This window comes from Vibrio sp. SCSIO 43133 (assembly GCF_023716845.1).
GTDB classification, from domain to species: Bacteria; Pseudomonadota; Gammaproteobacteria; order Enterobacterales; family Vibrionaceae; genus Vibrio; species Vibrio mediterranei.
The window spans coordinates 1,658,226-1,673,608 of record NZ_CP068024.1 but is presented as its reverse complement, the minus strand read 5'-3'; the positions used below and the strand labels follow the sequence as shown (position 1 = coordinate 1,673,608).

The window sequence follows — 15,383 nt, the reverse complement described above, 5'->3', positions numbered from 1 at the left end:
TGTCGCCATAAACGCCGAACAAGCCGCTATAATTGCAATGATCATAGGAATATCCTACCGAATGAATGAAGCCATAGATTAACGTCATCCATAAACTATCAGTTACCTCTCTACGCCAAATGCTAATCCGTTTACTAAAACGTCTTAATGGCAGTTTCTCTTACGAAACACGATCATCACAATAGCCGGAATCATAATAGTCACCGGTATCACCAATGTTTGTAACAGCAAAGATCCAATATCACTGTGCGCAAACATGGTTTCCAAACGAAAATAGCCAATTAATAACAGTAGAATAAGTACCAAAGAACAGAGGAGCTCTTTCAGACACATCTTCGAGCGAGGCGAACAATAGCCATTTGCGACAGCGAACAGTAACATTCCGATACACAGCGCTAACCAGCTTAAAAATGATGGATATTGCCAGATATAAGCACAGGTGGCCGCAAACGCCGTTAGTATGAGCCACACTTTAACCCGCGTAAACGTGTAGTCTTCAATGACCGCAAGGCTAAAATGATGCCTAATAAAATGCCAGCCAACAAGCGCACCAATAATTGCACCGGCTAACATATCCGACAAGAATGCACCCCCACTTATAAATTGGTAGAACGCGATGATGATAGTGACCAAAAAAGCCGCGATGGCGAACTTACTCAAATGGCGTGGCTGTATTTGACTCACCACGATACTGGAAACACAAATCCAATTCGCCATGATTAAGTCGGGAAAGCTGAACCCGCTTCGCTCGTTATAGTTAAGCGTGGGTAAATAAGCATGGGGAACAGGAAAGCTAAACCCCTGCTTTGCGACCAAAATAAATAACGAGGTCGCCGTCACAGCAAACATAAGTTGTGCGGTAAAGTAGCGCCCCCATAGCCAAATGAACAGTGGCAGGAATGAAATAAGTAGTAACGGCTGCAACAAGATGTAAAGTACATTACCACCTAAAACAACTAACTCTTGTAGTTGCTTCGGCGCTGCAACAAGCGCTTCTTGTGTACTAGATAGCCAAGACAATTCGAGTTGATGAACTTTTGGTGCAGAACTGATTAGGTTGTCGATATAACTGATAGGCTGATTCGGGATCGCAGCAAACATAGATTCTACCATCGGCCACTGACTAGGATATCGATACTCGATCGATGATACCGATTTTGGGCTCAGTAGGTTGGCACTACGTACCTCCACACCAAAATGTGGTGCAAAATAAATAGGAAGTTCTACCCCTCGACCATAATTCGTCTCACTGTAAGCAATAATGTCAGACTCGACCTTACACTCATAGAACACTGCTCGTTTAGTTCGGCCTAACTCTTGACCAACGACAACCACCAATCCTGCCTCTTCCCATGTTTCACGTTGGGCAGTGAGTCGTGGATCTTCGTTATTATCAATCGTTCCTCCCGGCAAAGATAGCTTTCCCGTTACGATTTCATCGACCAGCAGAATGCGATCGTCAGCACGAACCAAACACAATGCTCCTCTTATTGTAGGAGCTAATGGTGGATCATTATGCACAAAAGGTTCTCGGAGATTATCCGACAGCTTATTGAACGAGGTGTTTGGCACCTTAGACGTTACGTTCGGCGACATGTCCGAAGCAGCAAAGCTCTGATGTATTGTTAGTAGCGCAAGCAATAGCGTAAAAGCAATATGGCTCAAAAGTTGAGTCACAGACATACCTAATTAGATTTTTTTTCTAAGACAATGTATATGAGGGATAAATCCCTCTTTGTTATATAAGTTCAGAGCGGCGTGATTAAAGTCCCAGACCTCAACCATAATCTGACTAGCCCCTAACTCAATTAAACGACGTTCACTTTCTTTCAGTAATTTTTGAGCAAATCCATGATGCCGATAGTCAGGTTTTATGAACAGCTCATCGATATTTCCTATTAAACAAGACTTACTAATCGGTGAAAGTAGTTCACAAAACTGCGCCGTCACAAAACCGACGATCTGAGGAGCGCGCTTGTCGCCATCAATGGTTAGAACAAGTACCAAGCAGTCAGGTGAATCTAGGTAACGTGCAATGCTCTTTTCTTCCTGCACCTCTGATGCGGGTTTGAAGTCTTCGGGGACAGCTTGGTGATGATACTCATGCAACTCATACATAAGATCATTTAGCGTTTCCAAATCTTGGGTATTAGCAGAGCGAATTCTATAGGCTAAATCAGTCATAGACGCGTGGTAAATGTTGCAAAAAGAGAAAGTCGTTTACAAATGTGCGCCTAGTGTGAGGGTTTTGTCAGGCATGTGCAAATAAAAAAACATAATGAAAGATGATGTAGGAGTCTCGTGGGTGAATATCACACTCTCAGGTGACTATACTTATCCAAAACGATAAGGAGCATGATATGTCACGTACACTGATTTGCACTTTGTTCGGCCTACTATTATGGGCGCCCTATTCTTTGGCGTCTTTGCCGATGAAATGTACGTTAACGGCTACTACCGACCATTTTTGGTTCTATCAAGAACAGTTAGTATTTCAAAGTGAGCAGTTCGTAATTTTTCAGAATTTTAAAGGAAGAGTTGTCACACAGGTCGACCTAAAGACCGGAAAGTTCAGCCGTACTACCTATATCGGCGAACCTTTTACTCCTAAGTATCAAATGTTGTTTGGTAACTGCGAGGAACCGAACCATGTTCTTAAAATGTGGCAGATGAGTTCGGTTCCTTATGACAATTAAATCAGTCTGTATGCAACGCTCGTTCAATTTCTGAAAGGCTGCTTGGGTCATCAATCGTCGAAGGGACAGTGTAGGTTTCACCGTCGGCTATTTGGCGTATAACTCGACGTAGAATCTTACCAGAGCGAGTTTTGGGTAATCGTTCTACTACTAGTGCGTGTTTGAAACATGCAACAGCACCGATTTCCTGACGAACTTTACCGACCAATTCATGTTCCAGTTCCCCACTATCAACTTTGACACCATCTTTTAATACCACTAAGCCCAATGGCAACTGACCTTTGAGGTCATCATGCACACCAACAACTGCGCACTCTGCAATCGCTGGATGCCCACCAACAATTTCTTCCATCTCACCAGTAGATAAGCGGTGTCCTGCTACGTTTATGACATCATCCACTCGTCCCATAATGAATAAGTAGCCATCCTCATCCAGATAACCGCCATCTCCAGAGACATAATAGCCTTCAAACTGACTTAAATAGCCCGATTCAAATCGGTCATGATTGCGCCACACGGTAGTAAGGCAACTTGGTGGCAATGGACGTTTAAGTGAGACAAAACCTTGTTGATTAGCGCCAACTGGCTCACCGATTTCATTGAGAATCTCAACGGTAAAACCCGGACTTGGTTTCGTTGATGAGCCCGCTTTGACACCCATTACCTCTATACCTAACGGGTTAGAAGAGATAGCCCAACCCGTTTCCGTTTGCCACCAATGGTCGATCACTGGCTTTTTGGTATGTGTTTCTACCCACTCTAACGTCGGTGGGTCGAGACGCTCCCCCGCCATAAAGATGCTCTTTAACCCGCTGATATCATACTTAGACAACTCCAAGCCATTAGGGTCTTCCTTCTTGATTGCTCGAAACGCTGTAGGTGCAGAGAACAGCACTTGAACATTATATTCTTCACACACACGCCAAAATGCACCTGGGTCGGGCGTTCTTACTGGTTTACCTTCAAAAAGAATTGAAGTGCAACCGTGAATAAGCGGTGCATAAACAATGTAAGAATGCCCTACTACCCAACCTACATCCGACGCGGCCCAATATACGCCATCAGTTGGCATGTTGTAGACTGCAGACATTGAGTACTTCATCGCGACGGCGTGCCCACCATTATCGCGCACCACACCTTTTGGTTTCCCAGTCGTTCCTGACGTATACAAAATATATAGAGGGTCAGTGGCAAGCACAGGTACACATTCATGGGGCAACGCGGATTCATATTCTGTTTGCCAGTCCAAATCACGTTCTTGATTCAGCTCTGCCTCACATTGCGGACGTTGCAGTACAAATACATTGTTCGGCTTCCAACGACTATCCATGATCGCCTTGTCAACCAATGGCTTGTAAGGTAAAACCTTATTGATTTCTATACCGCAAGACGCGGTCATAATGACTTTAGGTTCAGCATCCTCAATTCTGACAGCCAGTTCGTTTGGTGCAAAGCCGCCGAATACTACTGAATGAATCGCCCCCAAACGTGCACAAGCCAACATTGCCATTGCCGCTTCCGGGATCATTGGCATATAGATAACAACACGATCGCCTTTAACCACTCCTTGTTTAGCAAGCATTCCCGCGATTTTTGCAACCTTATCTCGAAGCTCAAAATAGCTATACTTTTGCTTTGTTCCTGTGACAGGTGAGTCGTAAATGAGAGCGGTTTTCTCCCCTCGCCCATTTTCGCAGTGATAATCAAGTGCTAACCAAGCAGTATTCATAACGCCGTCAGGAAACCAACGCTCGATGCCGTTTTCATCTTTCTCAAGTATGGTTTTTGGCGCTTCAAACCAGTCAATGGCTCTTGCTTGATGTTCCCAAAAAGACTCTGGTTGCTTCTCAGCCCACTGATATTCTTGTTGATATGCAGACATAATGCGTCCTCCAATATGTCTATTTCATAGTATCCGATGGCACACGAACCCAACCTTCCATAAGGATTCGAGCACTTCGACTCATTATTGCTTTATTTACTGTCCAGCCATTCGGTGACTGTGAAGCAACCGCCCCCACCTTCAATGTTCCAGAAGGGTGCCCAAACGTCACAGATTCTCGGTTGCCTCCGCCAGCAGCCAAATTTACGACGGTGCCGTCTACGCTTGCAGCGCAGGCGATGGCAACGGCCGCAGTGCCCATCATCGCATGGTGTAATTTCCCCATCGACAAAGCACGAGCTAATAGATCAACGCTGTTGGCCTCAATGGGCTTACCACTCGATGAAACGTAGTCTTTTGCAGACGACACAAAAGCCACTTTCGGAGTGTGCTGCCTAGTCGCGGCTTGATCAACCGAATCAATCAAGCCCATTTTTACCGCACCATGCGCTCGGATTATTTCAAACTTTTCAAGCCAAGCCTCATCACTGTTAATGTCATCTTGAAGTTCAGCACCTGATAAACCTAGTTCCCTGGCATCGATAAAAATTGTTGGGATACCCGCACTGATCATGGTCGCATTAAAGACACCTACATTTGGCACTTCTAGATCATCAATCAAGTTACCCGTCGGGAACATCGAGCCATTGCTGTCACTAGGGTCAACAAACTCAACCGCGATCTTGGCAGCCGGAAATGTCACTCCGTCGAGCTCAAAATCACCCAACTCTTGCACTTCGCCGTCGACAATAGGAACGTTGGCGATGATAGTTTTTTGAATGTTTGCCTGCCAGATTCGAATTTTCGCGATACCGTTTTCGGGTATCCGCTCTTTATCAACCAACCCACTATGAATAGCGAAAGGTCCCACCGCAGCCGATAAGTTGCCGCAATTACCACTCCAATCGACAAAGGCCTTGTCGATTGAAACTTGCCCAAATAAATAGTCAATATCGTGATCATCACGGGTGCTTTTTGACACTATCACCGTTTTACTGGTGCTCGACGTCGCGCCTCCCATGCCATCAATCTGTTTTGCATAAGGATCTGGACTTCCTATTACGCGCATCAGTAACTTGTCTCGTGCTGCTCCTGGTTGCTGAGCTTCAAGAGGGAGATCCAACAAGCTGAAAAAGACCCCCTTACTAGTACCGCCACGCAGATAAGTCGCAGGAATTTTAATTTGTTTCGTCATTCCTTTCCCCTTACTGTGCTAAGAAGTCTTGAGCAAATCGCTGTAACACGCCACCAGCAGAGTAGACTTTAACTTCATCTTCAGTATCCAAGCGGCAAGTCACTGGCACATCGAGTTTTTCCCCGTTGGTTCGGGTAATCACTAAAGCAAGATCACAACCCGCTTTGATATCGCCTACGACGTCGTACAGTTCCGTGCCATCAAGCGCTAACGTATTGCGGTTGGTACCTTTTTTGAACTCAAGAGGTAGAACTCCCATCCCCACTAAATTGGTGCGGTGAATTCGTTCAAAACCCTCTGCCGCAATAGCTTCAACCCCAGCTAGGCGCACACCTTTTGCAGCCCAATCTCGCGAAGAACCTTGCCCATAATCAGCACCCGCTACAATGATTAACGGCTGTTTACGCGCCATATAGGTCTCAATGGCTTCCCACATTCTTGTGACTTTGCCTTCAGGCTCAATACGAGCGAGAGAACCCTGAACGACCTGTTCATCCTCTTTAACCATCTCGTTGAACAATTTTGGATTAGCAAATGTCGCTCTTTGCGCGGTCAAGTGGTCGCCACGGTGGGTTGCATACGAGTTGTAGTCTTCTTCTGGCACGCCCATGCTTGTCAGATATTCGCCTGCAGCACTCGTGGCTAGAATCGCGTTCGATGGCGACAAGTGGTCAGTGGTAATGTTGTCACCCAATACTGCTAAAGGTCGCATTCCTCGCAACGTGCGTTTACCTGTCAATGCCCCTTCCCAGTATGGCGGTCTACGAATATAAGTGCTGCGTTCACGCCAGTCATAGAGTGGGCTTTTCGCTCTCTCGGCCTCATCCAGCTTGAACATTTGAATATACACTTGGTTAAATTGCTCAGGTTTCACATGTTGGCTAACTACAGCGTCGATCTCTTGGTCACTTGGCCAAATATCGTTGAGATAGATGGGGTTACCGGAAGCATCAAGACCAAGAGCATCGCGCTCAATATCAAAGCGAATGGTACCTGCTATCGCATATGCAACAACCAATGGCGGTGAGGCGAGAAACGCTTGTTTAGCGTAGGGGTGAATTCGCCCATCAAAGTTCCGGTTACCCGACAATACAGCAGTCGTGTAGAGATCGTTTTCAATGATCTCTTGCTGAATTTGCGGATCCAACGCACCACTCATACCATTACACGTGGTACAAGCATAGGCAACGATGCCAAACCCCAACTTTTCGAGTTCAGGTAACAATCCCGCTTCTTCTAGATACAGTTTGGCGACCTTGGAACCCGGTGCGAATGATGATTTCACCCACGGTTTGCGCAGTAGTCCTAACTCATTGGCTTTTTTGGCGATCAACCCTGCCGCCACAACATTTCTTGGATTACTGGTATTTGTACAGGAGGTAATAGCCGCAATGATAACAGCACCATCTGGCATCTTGTCTTGCGTCTGCTCCCAAGGTGCAGCAATACCCTGCTGGTTTAACTCAGCAGTTGGTAATCGGCGATGTGGGTTTGAGGGACCTGCTAAGGTTCTTTCAACTTTAGAGAGGTCAAATTCAAGTACTCGTTCATATTGTGCACTTTCTAAAGCATTTGCCCAAAGCCCTGTTTGCTTAGCATAGTTTTCTACCAATTTAACTTGTTCATCATCGCGACCAGTAAGCTTTAGATAGTTAATAGTCTGCTCGTCAATGTAGAACATGCCAGCTGACGCGCCGTATTCTGGCGTCATATTTGAAATGGTGGCACGATCACCGATAGTCAGATGCTTAGTACCTTCACCAAAGAATTCCAAATAACTCGATACTACACGTTGAGCACGCAAGAACTCAGTTAACGCCAACACAATATCAGTGGCGGTAATACCGGGTTGACGCTGTCCAACAAGACGAACCCCGACAATATCTGGTAAGCGCATCATGGATGGTCGACCTAACATCACCGTTTCCGCCTCTAAACCACCAACGCCAATGGCAATAACACCAAGTGCATCAACGTGAGGCGTATGGCTATCTGTGCCGACGCAGGTATCGGGAAATGCCACTCCTTGCTTAGTTTGAACGACTGGCGACAACTTCTCTAAGTTGATCTGGTGCATAATTCCGTTACCGGCTGGTACTACACTAACGTTCTCAAAGGCGGTTTTACACCACTCGATAAAGTGGAATCGGTCTTCATTTCGACGCTCTTCTACGGCTCGATTCTTTTCAAACGCATCAGCCTCAAAGCCGGCATGCTCAACCGCCAATGAATGGTCAACAATCAGCTGAGTTTCAACAACAGGGTTGACGCTGGCCGGATCGCCGCCTTGATTAGCTATCGCGTCTCTCAATCCAGCTAAGTCCACCAAAGCAGTCTGTCCAAGAATGTCATGACAGACAACGCGGGCTGGATACCAAGGGAAGTCTTTATCTCGACGGCGATAAATAAGCTGAGACAAACACTCCTCTAGCTCTGACGGTTCGCAACGACGTACTAAATTCTCTGCCAAAACTCGAGACGTGTATGGCAAGTGCTGGTAGGCTCCTGGCTCTATGTCATCAACCGCAGCTTTGGCATCGTAATAGTCCAACTGCGAATTGGGGAGAGCTTTGCGATATTGATAATTTATAGTTTGATTAGACATGCTCACATCCTTTCTAAACGCTCTTTTTTCTCTGCTTAGTTTTCACAGTTAGTCACGTTCGTTGATTTCCACCCACTCTCTTGCTTCTGGGCCTTCATAGTCCGCGCTTGGTCTAATAATTCGGTTATTTGCGCGCTGCTCATAAACGTGAGCAGCCCAACCTGTAAGTCGACTCATGACGAAAATAGGCGTGAACAGTTTGGTAGGAATATCCATAAAGTGGTAAGCCGACGCATGGAAAAAGTCAGCGTTACAGAACAGACCTTTTTCGCGTTTCATTACCGCTTCTACCCTTACCGAAACATCGTAAAGATAGGTATCGCCAACTTGTGTAGATAGCTCTTCTGACCAACGCTTAATGAGTGCATTACGCGGATCGCTCTCGCGATAAATAGCATGTCCAAAACCCATGATTTTATCTTTGTTGGCTAGCATCTGCATGATATTGGTTTCTGCTTCGTCCGCGCTACGCCAATCTTGAATCATATCCATGGCAGCTTCGTTTGCGCCGCCGTGCAGTGGACCACGTAGAGTGCCTATAGCTGCGGTGATGCAGGAATGAATATCGGACAAGGTTGATGCGCAAACACGAGCAGCAAAGGTCGAGGCATTAAATTCATGCTCGGCATAAAGAATTAACGAACAATGCATCACTTTTTTGTGAAGCTCAGATGGCGACTTATCAGTGAGCATTTTCAGGAAATAGCCACCAATACAATCCTCTGACTGGTCCTTGGTATCAATACGCACACCATCATGACTGTAGCGATACCAGTAACAGATAATCGCTGGGAATAACGCCAGCATTCTCTCTGTCGCCGCCTCTTGCTCAGAGAAGTCTAGTTCTTGCTCTAAATTACCTAGCATCGAGCAACCCGTTCTCATCACATCCATCGGGTGAGCATCAGCGGGAATCAATTCCAGTGCCTTTTTCAGAGATTCTGGCAGGCCACGTAAGCCCACAAGAATGGTTTTATATTCATCAAGCTCTGTTTGATTAGGTAAATGTCCACGCAATAGTAAGTGCGCGACTTCTTCAAATTGCGCATTGTTGGCAAGATCGGTGATGTCGTAACCTCGGTAAGTAAGACCTGTCCCCGACTTACCTACTGTACATAGTGCTGTTGTACCTGCACTTTGGCCTCGAAGACCGGCTCCACCTATGGCTGAATTAGGCATTTTGAACTCCTTTTCCCGCTTTTGTCCCTTTTGGGATCTCTTAACGCGGCATCATGTTATTGGATAAAGTTAGTAAATGGTTTTCTTGAGCTTCCGTTGTATTCCTAGGATTTGCTTTCAGTAAATAGTTGATCCAGTTTATCTTCGTAGCTGTGATAATTGAGATGTGCATAGAGCTCTGCACGAGTTTGCATTTGCTCGGTAAGCGCTTCTTGATTGCCAACACTTAGCAAATGCTGGTAGACATTCTCTGCTGCCTTGTTCATCGCTCTAAATGCAGATAGCGGGTAAAGGACCATATCGACGCCGACTTTTGCCAACTCGTCACAACCAAATAACGGGGTTTGCCCAAACTCGGTAATATTGGCAAGAATCGGAACATCTTTACCTGTAGCCTGATTCAAAGCCGTTTTGAATTGCTGATAGTGCTCAAGAGAAGTCATCGCCTCGGGGAATATCATGTCAGCACCCGCGTGAACACACGCAATCGCGCGTTCAATAGCCTTATCCATCCCTTCAACCGCCAGTGCATCGGTACGTGCCATAATGACAAAGCTAGCGTCAGTTTTGGCGTCTACCGCAGCTTTGACTCTATCTACCATTTCTTGCTGACTAACAATGGCTTTATTAGGGCGATGGCCACAACGCTTTTGAGCCACCTGATCTTCAATATGCACCGCTGCAGCCCCTGCTTTTTCCATCGCCTTAATCGTACGAGCAATGTTAAAAGCGCCGCCGAAGCCAGTATCAATATCCACCAGCAAAGGCAAGTCACACGCATTTGTAATGCGCTCTACATCAACCAAGACGTCATTTAAGGTAGTAATACCTAGGTCAGGAAGTCCATACGATGCGTTAGCAATGCCACCACCCGACAAGTAAATAGCTTGATGACCAACGTTTTTTGCCATCATGGCGCAGTAAGGATTTACCGTACCAACGACTTGAAGTGGGTTACCGTTAGTGACGGCGTCACGGAATAGTTGTCCCGGGGATACTGACATGATTGTCTCCTTGTTACTTTCCCTTATGTAACGCAGTGCCGGAAATCTTTACTGCGTCACCTATAAATTGAATTAGCTGTCTAGGTTCTTTTCGATTAACGCCTTGCTTCGTGAAATGTGTCTTCTCATCAGCAGTTCTGCCAATTCAGGATCACGATTTTTAATCGCGTCTAAAATAAAAAGATGTTCCTTTAACGCTGCCTCAGGACGAGATTGTGTCCGAGGTGATTGATATCGATACATCCTCAACAAGTGGTAAAGCTCATTGCATAGCAAGTTTACTAATTGACTGTTTTGACTGGCTTTGATGATGCGGTAATGGAAGTCAAAATCACCATGCTGGTGGAAATAGGAAGCACCATCCACTTCGTCTATATGCTCTGAGTGTCGGTTTAACAGCGTTTCCAACTCACCAACTTCTTTATCACTGATGTTTTGTGCAGCCAGTCTCGCCGCCATTCCTTCTAAAGCTTCACGAACGGAGTACAACTCCACCAACTTATCTTGAGATAAGGTAATCACGCGCGCCCCTACATGAGGAATTCGTTCAATCAGTCCTAACCCTTCTAGGCGCATAATAGCCTCACGAAGAGGTCCACGGCTCACTTCAAAGCGTTTTGCTAGCTCTGGTTCAGAGATCTTGCTACCTGATTCAATTCTCCCTTCAACAATCTCTTCGATGAGCTGTTCTGTTAAATTTTCAGACTTGGTCGCTTCTTTTAACGGCGCGTCGTCATTCATTACTGGTTCTGCACTCATATCAACGCTCACCTTAGAATTTACTACATTGTTGACAGTTCTCATTACATGAACATTATTTAAGCAGCTTAATGCCATCAGATCAACAGGATTGTCGACAATGTAGACTAACGTCTAACTTAAAAACCAACGTGTGAACTTTATGAACAAAATTCACCCTATGTTCTTTATCCTCAATATCTGCACTTTATTGATGCATTTGTAACAAGTACGTAACCTTTAGCTAACCCATAGAGGTCAAGTCAGCATCCCTCTGCTGGCAGACAATAAAGTCAACATAAGGAACGTGAACATGTTTAAGGCACTAAAACCGACCCTAGCGGCATCGATTGTGGCAACTACTCTTTCTTTTGGTAGTTATGCTGCAGATCTAGAGAAGATTCATTTCTTAATTCCTGGGGGTGCTGGCGGCGGTTGGGATATGACAGCACGCGGAACAGGTGATGTCTTGGTAAAAGCAGATATTGTCGACAATGTTTCTTTTCAAAACCTGTCAGGTGGTGGCGGTGGTAAAGCAATTGCACACCTAATCGAAACCGCGCAGCGCCAAGAAGACACCTTAATGGTTAACTCTACTCCTATCGTTGTGCGTTCATTGACTGGTGTTTTCCCACAATCATTTAGAGACCTAACACCTGTTGCAGCAACGATTGCTGACTATGGCGCTATTGTTGCTCCAGCAGATTCTCCATACAACACATGGGAAGACGTAGTTGCTGACTTCAAAGAGAACCCTCGTAAAGTCAAAATTGCAGGAGGCTCAGCTCGAGGAAGCATGGACCACCTAGTCGTTGCGGCAGCATTTAAAGGCGAAGGCTTTGATGCGAAAAAGGTACGCTACATTGCCTACGATGCAGGTGGTAAAGCGATGGCCGCTCTTCTATCGGGCGAAACCCAGCTTCTGTCAACAGGTCTTGGTGAAGTGCTAGAAATGTCGAAGTCAGGTCAAGTCAAAGTACTTGCTGTTACTGCACCGAAGCGTCTCGAAGCAGCGCCGAATATTCCAACACTAACCGAGTATGGAAACGAAACTGTCTTTGCTAACTGGCGTGGTTTCTTCGCAGCTCCAGGGGCGAGTGAAGAGAAAGTCAAAGAGTGGACAGAGGCGCTGTCGAAAATGTACTCCACTGATGAATGGGCAGTAGTTCGTGACCGCAATGGTTGGATTGACAACTACAAACCTGATCAAGAGTTTTACCAATTCCTTGAAGACCAAGAAAAGCAGATGGGCGCGCTCATGACTGAACTTGGTTTCTTGAAACAGTAAGCAACACTAAGGAGGGATTTGCTGTTCCCTCCTCTTGCCAATATTTTGCCGTATATGAGACGCAGCTACGAATCCTTCAGTTTGTAATTGCTCTAGCAGTACTCCTTTGTTTATTGGGTAAAAAGACTGTGTCCTGAGTTCTCTTACCCACTTGGTCGACGGTCATCGATCCCTTGTATACGGCCTTTTCTCTTTTCTTTACCTGGAGTGAGTTATGTCAGATTTCACCTCTAAGCTGTTCACGAAAGAAAATCTACTTTCTCGTGATCGTGTAGGTGCGATGATATTTATGATCCTTTGCTTATGCTATGGATACCAGACATCGCTAATCCCAATGTTTCCTGGGGATGAGTACGAACCGTTCACCGCGAGAACGTTACCAAGCATATTAACCGTTGTTGGTATTGTGCTGTCGGTAATTCTTCTTGTCACCGGACAACCTAATGAAAAAAGCGGCGCCGTCACTGATTTCAATTGGAAACTACTGATTGGATTTTTGGTGTTAATGGCCGCATATGGGTTGGGACTAACCTATCTAGGATTTGTCCTCGCTACTGGTTTCTTCTTAATGATTGGGTTCTATTTACTTGGTGAACGTCGTAAGAGCATTTTACTTGGTGCTTCTTTTCCTTTTGTCATCGCTTTTTATCTCATGCTTACGCAAGGACTAGATATTTATCTAGAGCCTGGACTCATCTTCACTCTTTGGGTAGGACACCATTATGTTAGACGGAATTTTACAAGGATTATCAACGGCAGTTATGCCGATGAACATCATGATGGTGATTGTCGGTTGTTTTGTCGGTACTTTTATCGGGATGCTTCCGGGTCTGGGCCCTATTTCAGCAATCGCCTTGATGATCCCTATTACTTACGGACTGGATCCCTCTTCTGGCCTAATCCTGATGGCCGGTGTTTACTACGGCGCGGTATTCGGAGGTTCAACCTCATCCATTCTTATTAATGCTCCGGGCTGTTCATCAACTGTTGTTACAGCATTTGATGGTTACCCAATGGCACAGAAAGGCCAAGCAGGTAAAGCGTTAGCTCTCGCAGCCTACTCTTCTTTTACCGGCGGTACACTTTCTGCCATCATGTTGCTGTTCGCAGCCCCCGCCCTTGCCAAAGTTTCATTGAGTTTCCAGTCTTCGGACTACTTTGCGCTGATGCTACTTGGTTTATCTGCAGTTGCGGCATTCGCTGGCAAAGGTCAGGTTATTAAAGCGTGGATGATGGTTGTGCTGGGACTCATGCTATCAACAGTCGGTATCGATAAAGGTGTGGGTGTCGAGCGTTTTACCTTTGGCTTAACTGACCTAATGGACGGATTTAGTTTCCTATTACTTGCGATGGCAACCTTTGCTTTAGGTGAAACCTTGATGGGTATACTTAAGCCAGAAAAAGATACACGCCAAGACGAACAGCGCAAGATGAGCGATATAGGAAGCATGAAGATCACTAAAGAAGAAGTAAAAGAAGTGGCACCTGTCTCTATTCGTTCTTCTATCTTGGGCTTCTTTACCGGTGTCCTTCCAGGCGCAGGCGCAACCATTGCCGCTTTCCTTTCTTATGGTATGGAACGTAACCTTGCGCCTAAAGACAAAAAAAAGAAGAATTTGGCAAAGGAAGCATTCGTGGCTTGGTTGCACCAGAGTCAGCTAACAATGCAGCATCAAGTGGTTCGTTTGTTCCGCTATTGACGCTCGGTATCCCTGGCTCCGGTACAACTGCAATTATGTTAGGTGCACTGATCGCCTATGGTATTCAACCGGGTCCTCGACTATTCGTTGAACACCCAGACGTGTTTTGGTCAGTCATCATCTCTATGTACTTCGGTAACATCGTTCTAGTTATCTTAAACCTACCGTTGATTCCTTATATTTCTAAGCTACTAGCGGTACCAAGAACGGTATTGTTGCCGATGATCCTATTCTTCTCTATTACTGGGGTGTATTTGGTCTCGTTCAATACCATGGACGTGTTTATCATGCTGCTCGTAGCAATGGCAGCAATCGCACTAAGGCTAGCCAATTTCCCATTAGCTCCGTTACTGCTTGGTTTTATTTCTTGGCGGATTAATGGAGGAGAACTTAAGACGAGCACTGATGATCAGTGATGGTGAGCTAAGCTTCTTGTGGGAGCGCCCTATCACATTGACGTTTACTGTATTGGCTGTACTAGTACTTGTCGGACCCGCGTTGCTTTCGTTGGTTAAAAAATGGTTTTATCAACCCAAGAAAGTTGAATCTTAAGTTCAATATGAATTGATACTTACAGAGCCACTCTATTGAGTGGCTCTTATTTAATTAACAATTCTGGTCGATAATCGTGTAACGGTACTCGCCTTTTTCAGAGTCTGGTTGAGTAACAAGAAGAAAGCAGCCGCCCTCTTTCACAGCTTCAACATTGCGTATTTCTTTACCACCATAGATGACCAACTCACCACCGTCAGTAGCACCATTCTGTTTGACATGATAATTCATGTCTGTATCAAGGAATTGAGCGACGTTGTTTTTAGTATCCAGTTTCAAGTGGCCATTGATTAAGTTTACTCTTTTACCATCAATTTTGACTGCTTTATCTCCATTGCGTTCAACGCCATTGATTACGGCCTTGCTATAAACCAATGAATCCATACCTTTAACCGCAGCTTGAGCACCTTTCAACACGCTTACTCGAGCATCAGTAGTAAGATTTAAGAACCTTGGTGCGGCACTGACCGCTAAAATGCCAAGAATAACGATAACTACAACAAGTTCGATAAGCGTAAAGCCGTTACGTTTCATGAGGATTTTT

11 protein-coding genes and 2 pseudogenes are annotated in these 15,383 nt (G+C 45.5%); 4 read left to right on the top strand and 9 right to left on the bottom strand.

Going from position 1 to position 15,383, the window contains the following annotated elements; all coding sequences use genetic code 11:
• Positions 1-144 precede the first annotated feature (144 nt).
• Positions 145-1,677 carry a bifunctional NUDIX hydrolase/phosphatase PAP2 family protein gene (locus JKJ11_RS07995; RefSeq protein ID WP_252039043.1) on the bottom strand — a complete coding sequence of 511 codons (1,533 nt, stop codon included), beginning with the start codon at positions 1,675-1,677 and terminating at the stop codon, positions 145-147.
• A 12-nt stretch (positions 1,678-1,689) separates the two neighbouring features.
• Positions 1,690-2,184: a GNAT family N-acetyltransferase gene (locus tag JKJ11_RS07990; RefSeq protein WP_252039042.1), complete on the bottom strand. Its 495-nt coding sequence runs from the start codon at positions 2,182-2,184 to the stop codon at positions 1,690-1,692.
• A 176-nt stretch (positions 2,185-2,360) separates the two neighbouring features.
• On the opposite strand from JKJ11_RS07990, the gene JKJ11_RS07985 reads away from it, so the two are divergent.
• The gene (locus JKJ11_RS07985; RefSeq protein WP_006072426.1) at positions 2,361-2,696 is read left to right on the top strand and encodes a hypothetical protein; all 336 of its coding nucleotides are present in this window, start codon (positions 2,361-2,363) and stop codon (positions 2,694-2,696) included.
• A gap of 1 nt (position 2,697) precedes the next feature.
• Here the strand turns inward: JKJ11_RS07985 and JKJ11_RS07980 are convergent, their stop codons facing one another.
• From JKJ11_RS07980 to JKJ11_RS07955, 6 genes are all read right to left on the bottom strand, one after another.
• Positions 2,698-4,578 carry a propionyl-CoA synthetase gene (locus JKJ11_RS07980; RefSeq protein ID WP_252039041.1) on the bottom strand — a complete coding sequence of 627 codons (1,881 nt, stop codon included), beginning with the start codon at positions 4,576-4,578 and terminating at the stop codon, positions 2,698-2,700.
• Positions 4,579-4,597: 19 nt separating this feature from the next.
• Positions 4,598-5,773, bottom strand: a complete 1,176-nt coding sequence (gene prpF / locus JKJ11_RS07975) for a 2-methylaconitate cis-trans isomerase PrpF (RefSeq protein WP_252039040.1) — start codon at positions 5,771-5,773, stop codon at positions 4,598-4,600.
• A 10-nt stretch (positions 5,774-5,783) separates the two neighbouring features.
• Positions 5,784-8,378: a Fe/S-dependent 2-methylisocitrate dehydratase AcnD gene (acnD, locus tag JKJ11_RS07970; RefSeq protein WP_252039039.1), complete on the bottom strand. Its 2,595-nt coding sequence runs from the start codon at positions 8,376-8,378 to the stop codon at positions 5,784-5,786.
• Positions 8,379-8,426: 48 nt separating this feature from the next.
• On the bottom strand, positions 8,427-9,557 hold the full coding sequence (gene prpC, locus JKJ11_RS07965) for a bifunctional 2-methylcitrate synthase/citrate synthase (RefSeq protein WP_252039038.1): 1,131 nt from the start codon (positions 9,555-9,557) through the stop codon (positions 8,427-8,429).
• A 104-nt stretch (positions 9,558-9,661) separates the two neighbouring features.
• Complete coding sequence (gene prpB / locus JKJ11_RS07960; RefSeq protein ID WP_062460608.1) at positions 9,662-10,561, bottom strand: methylisocitrate lyase; 900 nt, start codon at positions 10,559-10,561, stop codon at positions 9,662-9,664.
• 72 nt (positions 10,562-10,633) lie between these two features.
• Complete coding sequence (locus JKJ11_RS07955) at positions 10,634-11,320, bottom strand: GntR family transcriptional regulator (protein WP_006072419.1); 687 nt, start codon at positions 11,318-11,320, stop codon at positions 10,634-10,636.
• Between the two features lie 292 nt (positions 11,321-11,612).
• Here JKJ11_RS07955 and JKJ11_RS07950 point away from each other — a divergent pair, with 292 nt between their 5' ends.
• From JKJ11_RS07950 to JKJ11_RS07940, 3 genes and pseudogenes are all read left to right on the top strand, one after another.
• Positions 11,613-12,587, top strand: a complete 975-nt coding sequence (locus tag JKJ11_RS07950; protein ID WP_006072418.1) for a tripartite tricarboxylate transporter substrate binding protein — start codon at positions 11,613-11,615, stop codon at positions 12,585-12,587.
• Between the two features lie 214 nt (positions 12,588-12,801).
• A pseudogene (locus JKJ11_RS07945) lies at positions 12,802-13,296 on the top strand (tripartite tricarboxylate transporter TctB family protein); the annotation flags it as partial.
• Between the two features lie 13 nt (positions 13,297-13,309).
• Positions 13,310-14,839, top strand: a pseudogene (locus JKJ11_RS07940) (tripartite tricarboxylate transporter permease).
• 54 nt (positions 14,840-14,893) lie between these two features.
• On the opposite strand, the gene JKJ11_RS26025 reads toward JKJ11_RS07940, so the two are convergent.
• Positions 14,894-15,373 (bottom strand): type II secretion system protein, encoded by a 480-nt coding sequence (locus tag JKJ11_RS26025; RefSeq protein WP_286036750.1) that lies wholly within the window; start codon positions 15,371-15,373, stop codon positions 14,894-14,896.
• Between the last annotated feature and the right edge of the window lie 10 nt (positions 15,374-15,383).

Excerpts from the sequence above, each read along its gene's own strand:
- prpB (WP_062460608.1), bottom strand. The coding sequence starts at position 10,561 with ATGTCAGTATCCCCGGGACAACTATTCCGTGACGCCGTCACTAACGGT.
- JKJ11_RS07955 (WP_006072419.1), bottom strand. The coding sequence starts at position 11,320 with ATGAGTGCAGAACCAGTAATGAATGACGACGCGCCGTTAAAAGAAGCG.
- JKJ11_RS07950 (WP_006072418.1), top strand. The coding sequence starts at position 11,613 with ATGTTTAAGGCACTAAAACCGACCCTAGCGGCATCGATTGTGGCAACT.
- prpC (WP_252039038.1), bottom strand. The coding sequence starts at position 9,557 with ATGCCTAATTCAGCCATAGGTGGAGCCGGTCTTCGAGGCCAAAGTGCA.
- JKJ11_RS07980 (WP_252039041.1), bottom strand. The coding sequence starts at position 4,578 with ATGTCTGCATATCAACAAGAATATCAGTGGGCTGAGAAGCAACCAGAG.
- acnD (WP_252039039.1), bottom strand. The coding sequence starts at position 8,378 with ATGTCTAATCAAACTATAAATTATCAATATCGCAAAGCTCTCCCCAAT.
- prpF (WP_252039040.1), bottom strand. The coding sequence starts at position 5,773 with ATGACGAAACAAATTAAAATTCCTGCGACTTATCTGCGTGGCGGTACT.
- JKJ11_RS26025 (WP_286036750.1), bottom strand. The coding sequence starts at position 15,373 with ATGAAACGTAACGGCTTTACGCTTATCGAACTTGTTGTAGTTATCGTT.
- JKJ11_RS07990 (WP_252039042.1), bottom strand. The coding sequence starts at position 2,184 with ATGACTGATTTAGCCTATAGAATTCGCTCTGCTAATACCCAAGATTTG.
- JKJ11_RS07985 (WP_006072426.1), top strand. The coding sequence starts at position 2,361 with ATGTCACGTACACTGATTTGCACTTTGTTCGGCCTACTATTATGGGCG.